This is a genomic window from Caballeronia sordidicola, from assembly GCF_000729995.1.
GTDB classification, from domain to species: domain Bacteria; phylum Pseudomonadota; class Gammaproteobacteria; order Burkholderiales; family Burkholderiaceae; genus Caballeronia; species Caballeronia sordidicola_A.
The window spans coordinates 129,746-147,764 of sequence record NZ_JNFG01000200.1; the positions used below are offsets into that span (position 1 = coordinate 129,746).

Below are 18,019 nucleotides of genomic sequence, written 5' to 3' on the forward strand. Positions count from 1 at the left end.
GGCCGCTGCGCGCGCAACCAGCGCAAGCAGTTCAGAAAATCGCTCGGGAAAACAAGAGGAATGGACGTGTCGGAATGCAGCAGGCAGTTATCTCAGTCATCACTATCTCAAGCCGCGCCAGGCCAGCATTCCGGCAGGCGCACAGAGCGCACGCGAGCAGGACAGGTTTCGTCCGAGCCACTCTCCCCGGCACGGACCCGGCGCATTGCACTTTTGCCACGGGGGCTCGCCCTCGCCACCGCTGCACTCACCGCGCTGGCGCTCAGCGCCTGCGCCACACGCCCGCCGGCGACCGCGTTCGACCGCCCCGCTACCCACGCGCTTCCAGCCACCGCCGACACCCCCTTGCGTTCGGCACTTCTGCCAAAAGAAGCCGCGCATCCCGGCGAATCCGGTGTACGTCTGCTTCCCACCGGCACAGAGGCGCTGCAGGCCCGCATCGCGCTCGCTCGCGCGGCGACCAAGACGCTCGACATGCAGTACTACATCGCGAATGAGGACAACACGGGCAAATTGCTGCTCGGCGCGGCGCTTTATGCGGCGGATCGTGGAGTCAAGGTGCGTATGCTGGTCGATGACCTGAATTTCAAGGACATCGACCAGATCATGGCCGCGCTGAACTCGCACGACAACATCGACATCCGCGTGTTCAATCCGTTCGGCAGTGCGTCCCGGAGTTTCGGCGAACGTACGCGCAACCTGTTCACGAACGTCGATCATTTCACCCGCCGGATGCACAACAAGGCGATGATCGCGGACAACCAGATCGCAATCGTGGGCGGCCGCAATCTCGGCGATGAATACTTCAGCGCGAGCGCGACCCTGCAATTCCGCGATCTCGATGTGTTCGCCGCCGGACCGGTGACGCAAGAGATATCGGCGAGTTTCGACGAATACTGGAACAGCTCGATTGCGTATCCGCTGCGCGCGCTGAACAAGCAAAAATTCGATCCCGCCGATCTCGACAAAACCCGCGAAGACCTGCGTCAGCACTGGAAAGAACAGGCCGATCCGCTGAACGCCAAGCCACTCAACGCGACGCCGATTGCCCAGCAGATCGCACAGGATGGGCTGGGCCTGACCTGGACGCGCACGGAGTTCGTTGCCGATTCACCGGTAAAGATCGAGCATCCCGACAAGGACTATAAAAGTCCGCCCATGCAGCGCCTGATCGAGCTTGCAAACCAGGCGCGTAGCGAGGTCCTCATCATTTCGCCGTACTTCGTGCCGCACGACGAGGGCGTAAAAGCGCTTGCCGCCATCACGGCGCGCGGCGTGAAGGTGAAAGTGCTGACCAATTCGCTGGCGGCCACCGACGCCGTTGCGGTACAGGCGGGTTACGCGCCGTATCGCGTACCGATGCTCAAGGCAGGCGTAGAGTTATACGAGTTCAAGCCAGTGCAGGCGGAGGGTGACGGCCGGCCGCGCGCCGGGCTGTTCGGCTCGCAATCGCGCGCGAGCCTGCATGCCAAGGCTTATGTGCTCGATCGCAGTATCCTCGTGATTGGGTCGATGAACCTGGACCCGCGCTCGGCGTCGCTCAACACGGAACTCGCGCTGGTGATCTACAACCCGCAAATTGCCAGCGAAGCAGCAAAATTGTTCGATGCCGGCACTGCGCCGACGAGGGCGTATCGTGTGGAACTCGCTTCGCCTGCGGTTCTTGCGGGCCTGAAGTACACCAGCTCGCCGATGTCCCCGCTCGTCTGGACCACCGAAGACGACGGGCAGGTGCGAACCTACAATTTCGACCCGCAAGCGGGCCTTTATCGCAACGTGATGACGGGTCTGTTCATGCTGCTGCCCGTCGATTCGCAGCTTTGAGATGTCGATATTTCCCTATTCCACCCCGAAACAGAGACAAGCCGAAGGAGCATGAAGCCATGACGGACGACGTAAGACTCGAGAAGGACACTTTCGGCGAAATCGCCGTGCCGAACGCAAAACTCTGGGGCGCGCAAACGCAGCGTTCCTTGCAGAACTTCAAGATTTCGAGCGAGAAACAATCGCCTGAACTGATCGATGCGCTCGCGATCGTGAAGCGGGCATCGGCGGAAGTAAATGCTGAACTGAAGGTGCTCGCCGCCGATAAAGCGCAGGCGATCATTGCGGCTGCCGACGAGATCCTCGCAGGCATTCACTCTGACGAATTCCCGCTCGCCGTGTGGCAAACGGGTTCCGGCACGCAGACCAACATGAACCTCAACGAGGTGATTGCAAACCGCGCAAGCGAGTTGATGGGCGGCGTGCGCGGCGAAGAGCGCAAGGTGCATCCGAACGACGACGTGAATCGCGGGCAATCGTCGAACGACGTGTTCCCGACCGCGATGCACATTGCCGCCGCGGTCGCCATCACGAAGCATCTCGTGCCTGCGCTCAAAACCTTGCGCGATACGCTCGATAGAAAATCGAAGGCATTTGATCGAATCGTGAAAATCGGCCGCACGCATTTGCAGGACGCGACGCCGCTTACGCTGGGACAAGAGTTCTCGGGTTATGTCGCTCAGCTCGATCAAGGCATCCGGCACGTTGAATCGACCCTGCCGCATCTCTATCAGCTGGCGTTGGGCGGCACGGCGGTTGGCACGGGTTTGAATGCGCATCCCGAGTTTGCCGTGAAGGTGGCCGCCGTGATTAGCAAGCTGACCGGCTTGCCGTTCGAAACCGCGCCGAACAAATTCGAAGTCATGGCCGCCGCCGACGCCCTCGTGTTCGCGCATGGCGCGCTGAAAACCATCGCGGCGGGTTTGATGAAGATCGCCAACGACATCCGCTGGCTCTCGAGCGGACCGCGGTGCGGGCTGGGAGAGTTGTCTATCCCGGAAAACGAACCGGGCAGCTCGATCATGCCGGGCAAGGTCAATCCGACCCAGTCCGAAGCCGTCACCATGCTGTGCTGCCAGGTGTTTGGGAATGACGTGGCGGTGAATATTGGTGGCGCGAGCGGCAATTTCGAGCTCAACGTGTTCCGCCCGATGATCGCGCACAACGTGCTGCAATCGGTTCGGCTGCTGGCCGACGGCGCGCAAAGTTTCAACGACAACTGCGCGGACGGGATCGAGGCGAACGAGTCACGTATCGATAGCTTGCTGAACGAATCGCTGATGCTCGTTACGGCGCTGAATCCGCATATCGGCTATGACAAGGCCGCGAGGATTGCGAAGAAGGCCCACAAGGAAGGCACGACGCTGAAAGCGTCCGCGCTGGCGCTTGGGTTTGTGACCGAAGCCGAATTCGACGAATGGGTGAAACCGGAAGACATGGTGGGCAAGAAATAACGTCAGCATGAGAAACAGCGGTTGATGGGTTTATCGCTTATCAACCGCTGCGTCTGCTTATCGTCCTGGTTACCGCGCAGATGTTTTTTGCGCGTTCAGGAAGCCGAGCTCGATCGAGTGCGCAATGAGTTTCTTGCCTGAATCCTCAAAGATATGACGTAGGCGCATCGTGGTCTCTTCGGGGGGCACCTCGGCACCTCCAACTTGTAGCCTGAGTCCGGTCGCAACCAGCGAGCGTGAAACACGTGCGACCAATTCGTCGATATCCCTCGCGAGCGCTTTGACCGGATCGGCCTTCGTATGCAACGCCGCGAGCATCATCCCATCCAGTGCGCTGATACCCGCACCTCCGCCCAGCCGGGGTGACGCCAGCGCTCCCGAAGCCTCCCCCTGTTCCGCCCTCGCCAGCAACACGGCATTCAGCCGGTCAGCCGTCTCTCGCGGCTGCACCGCGCCATAGCGCACCATTGTTTCGCCTACGGCTATCGACACACGCAGCAGCTTCAAGATAGCGTCGGGCGTTAGTCCGGCGAACTCGGGCGCATCGAATACCTGTGCCAGCGTCATTTCCGCGCCGTGCAACAGATCAAACAGCGGTTTGTGGAAGGCGTCGCTGCGCGTGAGCGTGGCGTGTTCCAGGGTCACCGCCGTTTTGTATGGGACGGCCGAATTACCCCACAAATGGATGTGTCCGGCCTGTTCGCGCAGGCGCAGGTCACTCAGAGGCGCTTTTCCGCGCACGAAGATGTCCGAGCGGAACCCGCGGTTCGCGAAGTAATCGCGAAGCTCTTCAGCTTCGATAGGATCGGTGACCGCCTCCAGCATCTGCCGCTGCTCATCCGCCAGCCATGCCACCGGTGACATATGAGCGAAACGCGCGCTGCCGGCGAAACTGAGCTTCGCTTCGGCCATTTCGCGCGCAATGTCGGCGAAGTAAAACGGCGTCCATTTCTCGTGCAGATACTCATGGACGAGGTAACGCTCGTCCAGGTTGCCGAAACCCTCGACCCGACCCAGGGAATCCGGGTTGCGCTTGAAGTGCAACGCTTCGAGATTCACCATCTTCCTGGCGAGTTCGGAAGCCTTCTTCCACGCGTCGCCTCCTTCCCCGGCGCCCAACATCAGCAAGCGTTGCAGCGGCAGCACCTGCGCGCAACCTACCATCGCGTTGTAGCTCACCTGGACGACACCGCCCGGTTTCAAATAACGCGTGAGGAATCTCATGATCTGCGCGCGGGTTTCATCGGATATCCACGAGATGATGCCGTGCAGGGTGATGTAGTCGAACAAGGGGAGTTCGACCTTTCCTTCCGCGAGATCGCCGAAGCTGTTCTCCAGCAAAGTGAGATTCGACAGGCGGGCTTCGTCGCGTATCGAGGTAGCACCGAGTACGTGCAACGGGTTGAAATCGCACGCGTAGAAGTTGCCGTTCGGATGCGTCGCCGCAAGAATCAAGGACGTCAGGCCTTGGCCAAACCCGAGCTCGCAATAGGTGAATTTTTCGAGCGACGGTGGCGATACGCGCTGCATCGCCAGGCAGGCATTCAGGAAAGTCGGACTCTGTTCGTGATAGTAGCCGGTCGTATAGGCAACCGAATTGTTGTAGCCGGCCGTCCAGGTCATGGTGTTTCCTCATTTCATGTTGGGTATTTGCGTATTGGCCGCTCGGCGGTATTTCGCGCAGCGCCGAACTATGCCGATAACGCAACCATTCATGAATGAGAAACGTCTTATTTGTTTTATTTATTTATTGCCATAACACCATGCGTCAGTCGGTCCAGCGGCCGCGCACAGGTTTTTGCGCCACTCGCGGCCGCGAAGGTTCATTAAAATTTTGTAGTGATACTAATCATCTGGATATTAGTAAGACCGTAATTGAGCTAAGGCGCGCTGCGCCGGCAGATCTTCCCGCCAGCGCGCTTTGCCGCTTTTAAACCTTCCCTGCCGCCACTTCTTCCGGCTTCAATTCCACGATCGCGTCCAACGAGTCCTTGACGTCCATCGCATATTTCGCCAACCGCTTTTGCTCATCCGTCACCGGCACGAATGAAGGAACTGGCACGGGCTTGCCTTGCTCATCGACGGCGACGAACACCATCAGGCAATCCGTGGTCTGTTGCAGCACGCCGCTTTTCGGATCGCCTGCGTGCACCGAGATATGCAAATGCATGCTCGTGCGCCCCGTCGCCACTACACGCGCGCGCAATTCGACGAGGTTGCCCACCAGGATCGGCCGGCGAAAACGGATATTGCCCACGCTGACCGTTACGCAATAGCGCCCGGACCAGACGGCGGCGCACGCGTAGGCCGTCTCGTCCATCCACTTCATCAGCGCGCCGCCGTGAACCTTGCCGCCGAAATTGACGGAGGTCGGTTCGGCTAGAAAACGGAACGTGGTTTCGGACCGGTCGGTGATCGGGGCATCGGAGGATGGGGGAACGGGCGCTGCAGTATTCATGTAGATATAGAGCAAACCCAAGGGGCCTGCCTGATCAGTGGAGTTGTCGAATTATACGAGTCTCAAAAACGAGTCTCAAAAAAACGCTCGCCGCCCGCTTCGACGCGCTCCAGCCCTTATTTGCCACTTATTTGCGCACGGAAATGCCTTGGTCGATCACCCCGTACATGGTGATGCCGCTCGACCCGTCTGCTGACGACGACCCGCCCGACGCTCCCGCACAACCCGCACACGCCGCCACGAGCAGCGTCGCTATCAAAATTTTTACCATGAGAGTCTCCTGCACACCCTTCGCCCAACGCGAGACATCATTCTAGCGCGGGGGTCAGGCAGCGCTCATGATCCGTTCCGGCCTTGCATCAATACTTCAGGTTTCGATGAAACATCGAGTGCGCGAAGCGGCTAAAGTAGAGTTAATCCAAGGAGGCTGCGATGACCCTCGATCACGACGATGCACGCCCGTTTCCCGGTTTATCACGCATAGGCGCCCTGCTGGCGGATCCCGGCCGCGCCGCCATGCTGTGGTCGCTGATGGACGGCACGGCCCGCCCTGCCGGCGAACTCACGATGATCGCCGGCATCTCGCCGTCCGCCGCCAGCGGGCATTTCACCCGGCTCGTCGAGAGCGGCTTGCTGGCGCTCGAAGTGAGCGGGCGGCACCGGTATTACCGCATTGCAACACCCGATATCGCGATGGCAATTGAAGCGCTGGCTAATCTGGCGCAAGCCAGCGCGCCGCTGCGCGAAGCGGCGCAGGCGCATCGGCCGCCGCCGCGGCCGGCGTCTGCCGTGCCGCTCGACATGCGCTATGCGCGGACTTGTTACGACCATCTCGCGGGCGAACTGGCTGTGCGGTTGTTCGACCGCATGCTGACATCGAAGTGGCTGGAAGTCGTGCCGGGCGGGCAAGGCCCGCAAGACGGTGAGCCGGCCGGCTCGAAGCGGCCCGGTCCCACCGCGCTCGATGCAACGCCGCAAGGAATCGATGAATTCTCGCGGCTCGGTATTGATCTCACGGCGCAGAAAGCACGGCGCCGGCGGTTCGCCTGCACGTGCATCGACTGGAGCGAACGCCGGCCGCATCTGGGCGGCGCGCTGGGCGCGGCATTTCTCGATGCCTGCACAGAACACGGCTGGGTTGAAACAACAGCCAAGCGACGAGTCATGCGGGTCACCCCCGCCGGCGAGCGGCATTTCGCCGCCGTACTTAGCGGCGTGTAGCGGTATGCACGGGCATAAAGCGGGATAGCACTGCGCAAACCACACAGCCACAGCCGTTCCGACTGAACGTCCAGTCGGAATGGCTATGGCTGCGTGCCGACGAAATATGACACTTACAAAATCGGTTCACCTGTAAAGTTTTTGGCTCGCTTCCGTGTTTAAGGGGCGAGCTCAACCCGCTTGTCGAACCACAACGAGATACTCCAAATCAACATTATTAGGAATACAAAATTTATTGAATTAAATGACCTGAATCAAAGAAAAGCGTAGTAACGGAGTTCTTCACAAAGCCCGTACCGCGCCTTGCATCGAATCAGGCATGAACAACGCAAAAACCACGGCCTATCAACGGAGATAATAATGATCGCAACGCCGCACCGGCTCACGCTTACCGCGCTCGCGGCTCTCAGCTTGCTTGCCACGCCCTTCGCGCTCGCGCAGCAAGCAGCCGTCAAGTCCCTCACGTCCGTCACGCCCGCCAAGGACGCTACGGCCATCACCCGGCAAGACAACCTGGCGGTCTACCAGCAACTCCCCTTCGCCGATAAAACCGATTTCGACGACGCGCAGCGCGGCTTCATGGGCACCATCGCGAGCGGCACGTTCAAGGCAGACGACGGCCGCACGAGCTGGGACCTGAACAAATACAGCTTCCTCAAAGGCGAGGCGCCGGACACCGTCAATCCGAGCCTGTGGCGCATCGCGCAGTTGAACATGATCAACGGTCTCTTCAAAGTGACGGATCGGGTGTATCAGGTGCGAGGACTCGATCTCGCCAACATGACGATTGTTGAAGGCGATACGGGCATCATCCTGATCGACGTGCTGGTGACACGCGAAGCCGCCCGGGAAGCGCTGGACCTCTACTTCCAGCACCGGCCGAAGAAGCCGGTGGTCGCCGTGATCTACACGCACAGCCACGCGGACCATTACGGCGGCGTGAGAGGTGTGATCGACGAAGCCGACGTCAAGAGCGGCAAGGTCAAGGTACTCGCGCCCGCCGGTTTCCTGCAGGAAGCCGTGGCCGAGAACATCTTCGCCGGCAACGCCATGGGCCGCCGCTCGCTATACCAATACGGCGCACTGCTGCCGCCCAGCGCGCGCGGCCAGGTCGACGCGGGCCTTGGCAAGACCACGTCAGCGGGCAATCTCGGCCTGATTCCCCCTAGCGACACAGTGGAGAAGACCGGCGATACACGTACTATCGACGGTGTCCAGTTCGAGTTTCAGATGGCTCCCGGCACGGAAGCGCCGTCTGAGATGCTGATCTACATGCCGCAGTTCAAGGTGCTGGATACCGCCGAGGACACCACTCACACGCTACACAACCTGTACACGCTGCGCGGCGCGCAAGTGCGCGATGCAGCCAATTGGTGGAAAACGCTCAACGAAGCGATCCTTCGCTACGGCGACCGCACGGACGTGGTGATTGCGCAGCATCACTGGCCGACCTGGGGTCAGCAGAAAATCGTGGGCTACATGGCGGATCAGCGCGACATGTTCAAGTACCTCCACGATCAATCTTTGCGGCTTGCCAACTCCGGCTACACGATGACCGAGATCGCCGAGCAGATTCAGTTGCCCGACGGCATCGGCAAGAAGTGGTACAACCGCGGCTATTACGGCTCGGTTAATCACGATGCGAAGGCGGTCTACCAGCGTTATCTCGGCTGGTATGACTCGAACCCGGCCAACCTGCATCCGTATCCGCCAGAAGAGGAATCAAAGCGCTTCGTGGAGTTCATGGGCGGCGCTGACGCTGTGATGACGAAGGCAAAGCAATCATTCGACAAGGGCGATTACCGGTGGGTGGCGACCGTGATGAACAAGGTCGTGTTCGCGGATCCATCGAACAAGGCGGCGCGCGATCTGGAGGCGGACGCGCTCGAGCAGTTGGGTTATCAGACCGAGAACCCGACCTGGCGCAATGAGTACCTCATGGGCGCGTTCGAACTGCGCAATGGTGTACCGAAGGTGAAGGGGGTCAACACGGCGACGCCTGACGCAATTGCTGCAATGAGCCCCGATTTGCTGCTTGATTTCATGGGCATCCGGCTCAACGGTCCGAAGGCGGACGGCAAGCACACAGTCATCAACTGGGATCTCGGCGACGGCACGAAGTACGGTATCGAGTTGCGCAATTCGGTGCTGATCTACACCGAGGGCGTCACGCTGGCGAACCCCGACGCTACGCTCAGCATGAGCAAGGGGGATTTCGCCAGGCTGTTGATGGGCGGCCAGCAACAGCAATCTGACGCGGGCAAGGTCAGCGGCAACAGTCAGAAGGTGGTTGAGCTGTTCAGTATGCTCGACCGCTTCGACCCGATGTTCAACATCGTTACGCCTTGATGTTTGACATGCGCGTCCTGGTTCCGGACATTCGGAGCCAGGACGCGCAACGCCCCGCGCAAAGCCGATCTAAACCGCGATGGGCGCCTTGATGCCCGGATGATATTGATACCCTTCGATCACGAAGTCTTCGTATTGGTAATCGAAGATTGACGCGGGCTTTCTCGCCAGTTCGAGCTTCGGCAGCGGATAAGGCTCACGGCTCAATTGCAGATCCACCTGCTCCAGATGGTTCAGGTAAATATGGCAATCGCCGCCGGTCCAGACTAACTCTCCCACCTCCAGATCGCATTGCTGAGCAAGCATGTGCGTGAGCAACGCATAACTCGCAATATTGAACGGCGTGCCGAGGAACACGTCCTGACTGCGGCAATACAGCAGGCAGCTCAGCTTGCCTTCGTTCACGTAGAACTGCGCGAGGCAATGGCACGGCGCCAGCGCCATCCTTCCGGCACGGGCGTTATCGACCGGCGACATGGACTCGTCCGGGAAGTCAGCCACGTTCAAGGCCGTCAGCATCAACCGCCGTGAGTTGGGCCGCGTCTTGATCTGATGCACGAGCGCGCTCACCTGATCGACCATCGTGCCATCGCTCTTTGGCCAGAAGCGCCATTGATGGCCGTACACCGGACCGAGATTGCCGTTTTCATCGGCCCATTCGTCCCAGATGGTCACGCCGTTGTCGTTCAGATACTTGATGTTCGTATCACCGTTCAGGAACCACAGCAGCTCGTAGACCACGCTCTTCATATGGATGCGCTTGGTCGTGACGATTGGAAACCCTTCCGCCAGATCGAAACGCAATTGACGGCCAAACGTGCTGATCGTCCCGGTACCGGTCCGGTCCATCTTGCGAGCGCCGCGTTCGAGAATGTCTTTGAGCAGTTCTTGGTACTGGATCATGAGGATGGGTCGTTCGTATAAAGAGGACGTGCCGCTATTCTGGCAGAACATTTCCGCGGGCCTGCGGCGCACGCTCGCGCCAGATTCCTCTAGCCATGGAAAACGCGGGAAATCGGGGAAACGCAGCCGCCGAAAAAATCTAACCATGATTTTACCAAGCGCCGGAGGGCGACGAGCAAAGGCGTCGTGTGAGGGACAAATGTGAGGGACAAATGCAAGGGACAAACGCGAGCAATCGCGGCGTTCCAGTGAACGCCGCGATTGAATAAACCAAACAGAGAGAGGCCTTGACGTCCGACGGCCGGCCGCCACACGCGGCCCTTAGCCGCGAGTAACGTGCTCCGTCGGTGCATCGACTTCAATGTGCCGCATGCCATGCGCGCTCAGGAGGCGGTACAGCGTCACTCGCGAAATGCCGAGTTCCTGCGCGGCGTCGCCAAGACGGCCGCGATGACGCAGCAAAGCGAGTTCGATAGCCTGCCGTTCCGCAGCCTCCCGTGCCTGCGCCAGCGACACCGGCGCCACTTCGACATACTCGCCGAGCTCGAGATCACGCGCACTGATCTGGCGCCCTTCCGACATCACGATGGCGCGGCGCACGCGATTGATCAGCTCGCGCACATTACCCGGCCAGCCATAGTTATGGATAGCGGCAATGGCATCGGGCGCGAAACCGCGCAGACGCCGGCTCGCGTCCTTCTTGAAGCGATCGAGCATGTGCTTCGCGAGCAATTCGATGTCCTTGCCACGCGCGCGCAGCGGCGGTTCATCGATTTGCAGCACGCACAGACGGTGATACAGGTCGGCACGGAACCGCCCTTCGATCATGGCCGTCTGCATATCCACGTGGGTGGCCGAAATGATGCGCACATCCACCGGGGTCGATCCATGTCCGCCAAGCCGTTCAACCTTGCGCTCCTGCAGGAAACGCAACAGGCTTGCCTGGCTTTCGAGGGGCAAGTCGCCGATTTCATCGAGGAACAGCGTGCCGCCGTTAGCCGCTTCCACGCGGCCGATCTTGCGTTGATTCGCGCCGGTAAACGCACCGCGCTCATAGCCGAACAATTCCGATTGCAACAGGTGAGCGGGAATCGCGCCGCAATTGATGGCGACGAACGGCTGCTCCCGCCGCACCGAACGCTCGTGAATGGCGACTGCAGTGAGTTCTTTGCCTGTGCCCGATTCACCCGAGATGAACACGGGCGCGTCGGTCATGGCGACCTTGCGGATTGAGCGGAACAGCGCAAGCATGGCGTCGCACGAACCGACCATCTCGCCTTCGGCGCGGCCGTCTCGCGCGTCGTTCGACGCGTTCTCGTGCAGCGCCACCATGCCATACGCATGGCCGACCGCATCTACAACCCGATCATTCGATGTGGGTAAGGTGACGTAGTCGAAGCAGTAGTCGCGAATCAGCCGGCGCACGGCTGCGTCTTCGAGCTGCCCCGTGACGGTGGCCGCAACCCAGCCGACATTGGTCAGCGTCAGCGATGCTTCGAGCGCCGCGAGTTCGTGTGCTTCAAAGGTGCTTGACAGATCCAGCAAGCCGCCGGTTGCCAAGTCGTTACGAAGCCACCTGCGTGCGTCCTTTGCGTTCGATACCACCTCTATGTGCCAGCCCCTCTCCTCAAACCGAGCGCACAACGGCGCGCTCGGGTCACGAGTCACGTAGATTAGTTGCCGCCGAGCGACTTCCATTGTTCTGATCCTTTCGTCAACGGTCGTTGAAAAGGTCGCGCCGGTAATTGCCCTCAACCACGCTGCAGACGTCGAAGACTCGCATGCCCCAAGCGAACGGTCATTCGGGAAACTGCAAACGGTGAAACCCCGGAAGCGACGAGTACTGTCGCGTGGTTCTATGCGAACCTGTTTTGTTTCAGATGCTGTTTTTGAGAGACTACTATAAAGCCAATACTTCGAAAACAAATATCCGCAACAATGCCCGCGAACCCCTCCTGAAGCAGGGTTACTGTGCATTTCAACAACGAGGCACGGTTTTAATAAGCAGTTTGCAAATAGTTTAAATAAGACAATAACATTTACGCAATTTCTGATAAAAATGGCCGTTAACCCTCTATCGTTTCAATCGTGAAACGTTTTCGTCTGTTTTCTGATTCTATTTTTCAGTTGGCTTGCCGCCGACCCAATGCCCGCACCGCAATGCGTGTCATGGCATATGTTTCGCTAAATGCTAATGAATCAGGAGACCGCCATGGAAAGCACCGGCTACGTCGACAAACGAGAAAATACTGCGACCCGACTTAAGGTTGCCGTCATTAGTGCTGCGTGGTTCGTACTGAGCAGCTCAGCCGCCAACGTTTGCGCGCAAAATACCGCAAATGATGATCGGGTGATCCAGCCCATGTCTCGGCCAGTAGTGTCCGAATATGAAACATCCGCGACCAGGCAAAATCCGCCAGCCATTTTTATCGAAAGAAAAATTGGAAGCGCCGGCGCTGGCGAAGCAGCATCGAACGAGCACATTATTGTTAATCCTGCAATGGAAACGGAACAGCCCGCATCGGTTCAACCCATTGCGTCGGCACCGCTCCCGGTGCGGGCCGACACCGCGCTTGAAAAAGTCACGGCGACGAGGGAGGAGTCGCCCGTCGCCGCGCACACGACCAACGTCACGCTTTGGGATGAGGTCGCGCCGCCAGTGCGTGCTCCCATTCCCGTCGATGCAGCCACGCGCTCCGCACCGGGGGACGTCGCGAGCGCCGGAACCCAGAGGACGCCGTAGCCGGGAATTGCGAACCAGTGCCGAGCAGGTTGGCTGAAGCGCGATGCAGCTACGCAACAACGCAGATAACAGGATTTGAACGACACGTCGGACAGTAGGACACTTGCATATTGCCCAACGAGTAGCGAGAGTAGCGGTGCCGCGTCATTGCGCGCCACGCGGCAGCCGCGCAATCGCGCGAGGAAGGCAGTGGGGCTTATCCGGGATTCAAGCAGCGTCCCGCTCGACGGCTACATGGGTCGACAGCGCGCTGCACAGCTATGTCCGCCAGGACACCGCTTGCGCCTGTTGCAAAAAGGAGATCGCTTGTGCTCGAATCCGCCCCCATCTCCGTACCCGTGTCGGGTAAAAACGCACCGACGCCATTACCCCCGATGGGCGCCAGCCCCACTGTCGACTCGATCACAGCTGATCGCGCCGGTGTGTCAAGCCTCCCGATCGTTCCGACGCCCCACGCGGCATCAGCCGTGCGCAACCTTCTTTACATTGCCCAGGAGCCGGATCAGGCGCTGGTCGCGTATTTGAAGGGCCTTGGCTGGAAGGTATCGGCGGGGACGCTCGCCACCCAGGCCAACGTGCTGAAAACCGACACGCCGGTAGCGGGCATTGTCGATATGACCAGCTTTTCGGCGCGCGAGCTCGCCGCGCTCGAACCTGCGCTGCGGCATCAGCGGGCCGGCTGGATCGCCCTCACTGACGACAACCGGCTCGCGGACCCGGTCGTCTGCCACTTGATCCGGCACTTCTGCTTCGACTTCGTGAAGGGGCCGTTCTCGAACTCGACTATCGGTTACCTCGTCGATCACGCGTACGGCATGGTGAGCCTCGGCGACATCGACCTGGCCGAGACCCCGATCGTGTTCGGCGACGAGCAGATGGTCGGCACCTGCGAGGCCATGCAGCAGCTCTTTCGCACCATCCGCAAAGTCGCGAACACCGACGCCAACGTGTTCATCACCGGCGAATCGGGGACCGGCAAGGAATTGACGGCCGTGGCGATCCACGAACGCTCGCCGCGCCGCAAGGGTCCATTCGTCGCGATCAATTGCGGCGCGATAGACAATCAACTGATCCAGTCCGAACTGTTCGGCTACGAGCGCGGTGCGTTCACGGGCGCGAACCAGCGCAAGATCGGCCGGGTGGAAGAAGCCGACGGCGGCACGCTCTTCCTCGATGAAATCGGCGACCTGCCGCTCGACAGCCAGGTGCACCTTCTGCGGTTCCTGGAGGAACGCAAGATCGACCGGTTGGGTGGGCGCGACCCTGTCGCCGTCAACGTCCGCATCATTTCCGCGACCCACATCGACCTGGAAGCCGCCATGGCCAGTGGCCGGTTTCGTACCGATCTGTTCCATCGGCTGTGTGTGCTGCGCGTGGACGAACCGCCGCTGCGAATGCGCGGCAAGGACATCGAAATTCTCGCGCTGCACGTGCTGCACAAGTTCAGGAGCGACGGCAGACGCAAGATCATCGGCTTTGCGCCATCGGCGATCGAAGCGATGTACAGCTACGCCTGGACCGGCAACGTCCGCGAGATGATCAACCGCGTGCGGCGCGCGATCGTGATGGCGGAGAACAAGCTGATCACCGCCGACGATCTCGGGCTTGGTCACTGCACGGGCATTGAATCGACCACGCTGGCCGCTGCTCGCGACGCCGCCGAGAAGCGCGCGATCGAGCTGACGTTGCTGCGGCATCGGCACAAGCTCAGCGAGGCCGCGGCGGAATTGGGGATTTCGCGGGTGACGTTGTACAGGCTGATGGTCCAGCATGGACTGCGCGGCGCATCGATGGGAAATGGCGCGGACGCGGGGTGAGAAACCTCGCGGCGTTGGGGCGTTAGGCGTTGGTCGTTGGTCGTCGGGTAGAATCTGCGGCTTGATTTGTCTCGAAGCCGGATACGGATATCCCCACCATGACGACGCTGACCCTGATCGTCGCCCGCGCGCGTAATGGCGTGATCGGGCGCAACAACCAATTGCCCTGGCGCTTGCCCGAAGACCTCGCATTCTTCAAACGCACGACGATGGGCGCGCCTATCGTGATGGGACGCAAGACGCATGAGTCCATCGGACGGGTGTTGCCGGGACGGCGCAATATAGTCGTGTCGCGCGATGCCCAGCGCCGCTTCGAAGGCTGCGATACGGTGAGCGGGCTTACCGATGCGCTGGAACTGGCTGTTCACGACGACGCCGGTGAGGTATTCCTGATCGGTGGCGCCGAGTTGTTTCGCGAAGGCTGGCCGCTCGCGCACAAGCTGATCCTGACCGAGATCGATGCCGATTTCCCCGGCGACATTTCCCTCGATGCACCCGACGCAGCCGTCTGGAAAGAGGTCTCGCGGGAGACGCATCACGCGGCAGCGCCGAATGATTTCGATTATTCGTTCGTGATTTACGAGCGGCGCACGGCTTAGCCTGGAATTCCGGGCGCTTGGTCGGCTAGCGGGTCAGTCGCTTAGTCCATCGCGGTTTTCCATTGAAAAAGCCCGGAACGGTTAGCGCCGTTCCGGGCTTTTTCACTTCCCCAGATTCTTTTACTGTCCCGCGATCGTCATCTTCTCAATCAGCACGGAGCCGATCTCCTTGTTGCCGCGCACGACCGTATCCGCGCCAATAGCCTCGATGTGCCGGAACATCTCCTGCAGCGTGCTGGCCACCGTGATCTCTTCAACCGGGTACTGGATCTTGCCGTTCTCCACCCAGAAGCCGGATGCGCCGCGCGAATAGTCGCCGGTGACGTAGTTCACGCCCTGCCCCATCAGTTCCGTCAGCAGCAGGCCCGTGCCCAGCTTCCTGAGCATTTCCTCGAAGTCATCGCTGGGCTTGGTGAGCGAGCTGCGCAGCGACAGATTATGCGAGCCGCCCGCGTTGCCCGTCGTTTTCATGCCGAGCTTGCGAGCCGAGTACGTCGACAGGAAATAGCCTTGCACCACGCCGTCTTCCACGACGTTGCGGCGTTGCGTGCGCACGCCTTCTTCATCGAAAGGCGCACTGCCCATGCCGCCCTTCACGTGCGGGTCCTCCAGCACCTGGATATGCGGCGCGAACACCGGTTTGCCGAGGCTGTCGACGAGAAATGTGGTCTTTCTATATAGCGCGCCGCCACTCACCGCTTGCACGAAAGCACCCAGGATGCCGGCCGCCAGCGGCGCTTCGAACATCACGCGGCATTTGCGGGTATCCAGCCCGCGTGCGCCCATGCGGGCGAGCGCGCGATGCGCGGCGTAGCGGCCGATGGCTTCCGGTTCGGCGAGATCGGCTGCGTTGCGTTTCGATGTATACCAGTCGTCGCGTTGCATGTCGCGGCCGGACCCCGCGATAGGCGCACACGCCACGTAATGGCGCGAGAACGGATAACCGCCCATGAACCCGCGCGATGTAGCCAGCACGAACTGCGAGTGCTGCGCCGAGACGCTTGCGCCTTCGGAGTTCTGGATGCGTTTATCGACTGCGAACGCGGCGTCCTCGGCTCGACGGGCGAGATCGGCGGCTTCTTCAGCGTCGATGTCCCACGGGTGGTAGAGATCGAGATCCTGCGGGGCTTTTTCGAGCAGATCTTCTTCGGCGAGTCCTGCGGCGCTGTCTTCGGCTGTGAAACGCGCGATGTTGTAGGCGGCGGCGACCGTGTCTTTCAGCGCTGCGCGCGTGAAGTCCGAGGTACTGGCATTGCCGCGTTTATTGCCGATAAACACCGTCACGCCGACCATTTTGTCGCGATTGTGCTCGATGGTTTCGACTTCGCCGCGGCGCACGCTGACTGAGAGGCCGTCGCCTTCGGAGATCTCGGTGGCGGAATCGGTGGCGCCGAGCTCCTTTGCATGCCGCAGGATGTCGGACGCTATTTCCTTCAGCTCGTCCTGGGTGTGCGGGAAAAAGCGTTGCCTGACGTCCATGTCTGCTGCCATTTTATGTCTGCCTGTGGGTGCTCGACGGGTCGAGCGTGTTCACGTTGTTGGTCGTGGCGACGGGAAGGGTTAGCGCCCGCTGTGCACTTGAATGCGGCTGTGTGACCGGTTTGCGACCATCGCACGATGATAGCAAGTCCGGCACGGGTTTGTTCGTTCGCACCGGTGGACGGGGTTTGAGGGTCGAGGGTGGAGCTTGGTTGCAGGTTCCGGGGTTAGTCGGGGGTCGGTGCCGGGGTGCCAGGTTCCGGGGGTAGCGGTCGAGGTCAGTGTCGGGTTGCCAGGTTCTGGGGTTAGTGGTCGGGGTCAATGCCGGGTTGCCAGGTTCTGGGGTTAGTGGTCGGGGTCAATGCCGGGTTGCTGCTTTCAGCGTTAGCGGTCTGCTTGAGTGAGCTATTTTCTTTATCACTATTAGCCACTGTGCGTGGCGGCACGTCATTTCTTTGTCCAAAGCGACAAAGAAACGAAGCAAAGAAAACGCTTTCAGAACGAGGGCTCATAAGTTGACCCAGCGTGCAGTTTCCACGTTTTTGGCACCCCAAAAGCACGGTGCTCGCCAGAGCCACGGATGTGTGAACCCCTCCTTCTCGCGAATTCTTACACGCACACGCTTCGCCCCGTACGCTCTCGGGCAAGCACGCTTGCCAAGAAACCCGCACGGCCTCACGCGCTTTTAGTCCTTCATTGCTTGGTCGGCTGGTTGCTTGATCTGCGCAGTTATTTTTGGGGGTACGGCCTTACCCATCGTGCGGCCTCGTTTCGAAGAGGGTTGGCGACGTGGTTCAACGTGCGTACAAATTTGGTGGGTGGTTGTCCGCGGATAGCGCGGGGTGAACCGGGGGCAGGTTCAGTCACTGGTGGCGAAGCGTGTGGGTATCCGTGTTCGGAGAAAGAGGGGTTCACACATCGGTGGTTCTGGCGAGCACCGTGCTTTTGGGGTGCCAAAAACGTGGAAACTGCACGCTGGGTCAACTTACGAGCCCTCGTTCTGAAAGCGTTTTCTTTGCTTCGTTTCTTTGTCGCTTTGGACAAAGAAATGACGCGCCGCCACGCGCAGTGGCTAACAGTGATAAAGAGAAAATCCGAATCACGCAGACCACTAACGCCGAAAGCAGCAACCCGGCATTGAATCAGACCGCTAACGCAGGAACCTGGCAACC

General features: G+C 60.1%; 13 protein-coding genes. 7 read left to right on the plus strand and 6 right to left on the minus strand.

Going from position 1 to position 18,019, the window contains the following annotated elements; translation table 11 throughout:
* Positions 1–60: 60 nt before the first annotated feature.
* Both FH08_RS0138715 and fumC read left to right on the plus strand, forming a co-directional pair.
* Positions 61–1,824: a phospholipase D family protein gene (locus tag FH08_RS0138715; RefSeq protein ID WP_081889717.1), complete on the plus strand. Its 1,764-nt coding sequence runs from the start codon at positions 61–63 to the stop codon at positions 1,822–1,824.
* 59 nt (positions 1,825–1,883) lie between these two features.
* Positions 1,884–3,278 (plus strand): class II fumarate hydratase, encoded by a 1,395-nt coding sequence (gene fumC, locus FH08_RS0138720; RefSeq protein WP_031363487.1) that lies wholly within the window; start codon positions 1,884–1,886, stop codon positions 3,276–3,278.
* A gap of 69 nt (positions 3,279–3,347) precedes the next feature.
* Here fumC and FH08_RS49810 read toward each other — a convergent pair whose 3' ends face one another.
* The 3 genes from FH08_RS49810 to FH08_RS53070 form a co-directional block, all read right to left on the minus strand.
* Complete coding sequence (locus FH08_RS49810) at positions 3,348–4,901, minus strand: class I SAM-dependent methyltransferase (RefSeq protein WP_051888872.1); 1,554 nt, start codon at positions 4,899–4,901, stop codon at positions 3,348–3,350.
* Between the two features lie 307 nt (positions 4,902–5,208).
* On the minus strand, positions 5,209–5,736 hold the full coding sequence (locus FH08_RS0138730) for an acyl-CoA thioesterase (RefSeq protein ID WP_031363489.1): 528 nt from the start codon (positions 5,734–5,736) through the stop codon (positions 5,209–5,211).
* Positions 5,737–5,863: 127 nt separating this feature from the next.
* Positions 5,864–6,007, minus strand: coding sequence for a hypothetical protein (locus FH08_RS53070; RefSeq protein WP_200878854.1), 144 nt, complete (start codon positions 6,005–6,007; stop codon positions 5,864–5,866).
* Positions 6,008–6,168: 161 nt separating this feature from the next.
* Here FH08_RS53070 and FH08_RS0138740 point away from each other — a divergent pair, with 161 nt between their 5' ends.
* Complete coding sequence (locus FH08_RS0138740; protein WP_031363490.1) at positions 6,169–6,957, plus strand: ArsR/SmtB family transcription factor; 789 nt, start codon at positions 6,169–6,171, stop codon at positions 6,955–6,957.
* A gap of 360 nt (positions 6,958–7,317) precedes the next feature.
* Positions 7,318–9,306 (plus strand): alkyl/aryl-sulfatase, encoded by a 1,989-nt coding sequence (locus FH08_RS0138745; protein WP_081889718.1) that lies wholly within the window; start codon positions 7,318–7,320, stop codon positions 9,304–9,306.
* A gap of 69 nt (positions 9,307–9,375) precedes the next feature.
* Here the strand turns inward: FH08_RS0138745 and FH08_RS0138750 are convergent, their stop codons facing one another.
* Both FH08_RS0138750 and FH08_RS0138755 read right to left on the minus strand, forming a co-directional pair.
* Positions 9,376–10,209, minus strand: coding sequence for a thymidylate synthase (locus tag FH08_RS0138750; protein ID WP_031363492.1), 834 nt, complete (start codon positions 10,207–10,209; stop codon positions 9,376–9,378).
* Between the two features lie 321 nt (positions 10,210–10,530).
* The gene (locus FH08_RS0138755; protein WP_031363493.1) at positions 10,531–11,907 is read right to left on the minus strand and encodes a sigma-54 dependent transcriptional regulator; all 1,377 of its coding nucleotides are present in this window, start codon (positions 11,905–11,907) and stop codon (positions 10,531–10,533) included.
* A 664-nt stretch (positions 11,908–12,571) separates the two neighbouring features.
* Between FH08_RS0138755 and FH08_RS0138760 the strand changes: the two genes are divergently transcribed.
* From FH08_RS0138760 to FH08_RS0138770, 3 genes are all read left to right on the plus strand, one after another.
* Complete coding sequence (locus FH08_RS0138760) at positions 12,572–12,952, plus strand: hypothetical protein (protein ID WP_152603029.1); 381 nt, start codon at positions 12,572–12,574, stop codon at positions 12,950–12,952.
* A gap of 260 nt (positions 12,953–13,212) precedes the next feature.
* Entirely contained in the window at positions 13,213–14,769 is a 1,557-nt protein-coding gene (locus tag FH08_RS0138765) for a sigma 54-interacting transcriptional regulator (RefSeq protein WP_419178045.1), read from the plus strand.
* A 98-nt stretch (positions 14,770–14,867) separates the two neighbouring features.
* A complete protein-coding gene (locus FH08_RS0138770) occupies positions 14,868–15,368 on the plus strand; it encodes a dihydrofolate reductase (protein ID WP_031363496.1) in 501 nt (166 codons plus the stop codon).
* A 120-nt stretch (positions 15,369–15,488) separates the two neighbouring features.
* Here FH08_RS0138770 and pmbA read toward each other — a convergent pair whose 3' ends face one another.
* Positions 15,489–16,859 carry a metalloprotease PmbA gene (pmbA, locus tag FH08_RS0138775; protein WP_031363497.1) on the minus strand — a complete coding sequence of 457 codons (1,371 nt, stop codon included), beginning with the start codon at positions 16,857–16,859 and terminating at the stop codon, positions 15,489–15,491.
* Positions 16,860–18,019: the final 1,160 nt, after the last annotated feature.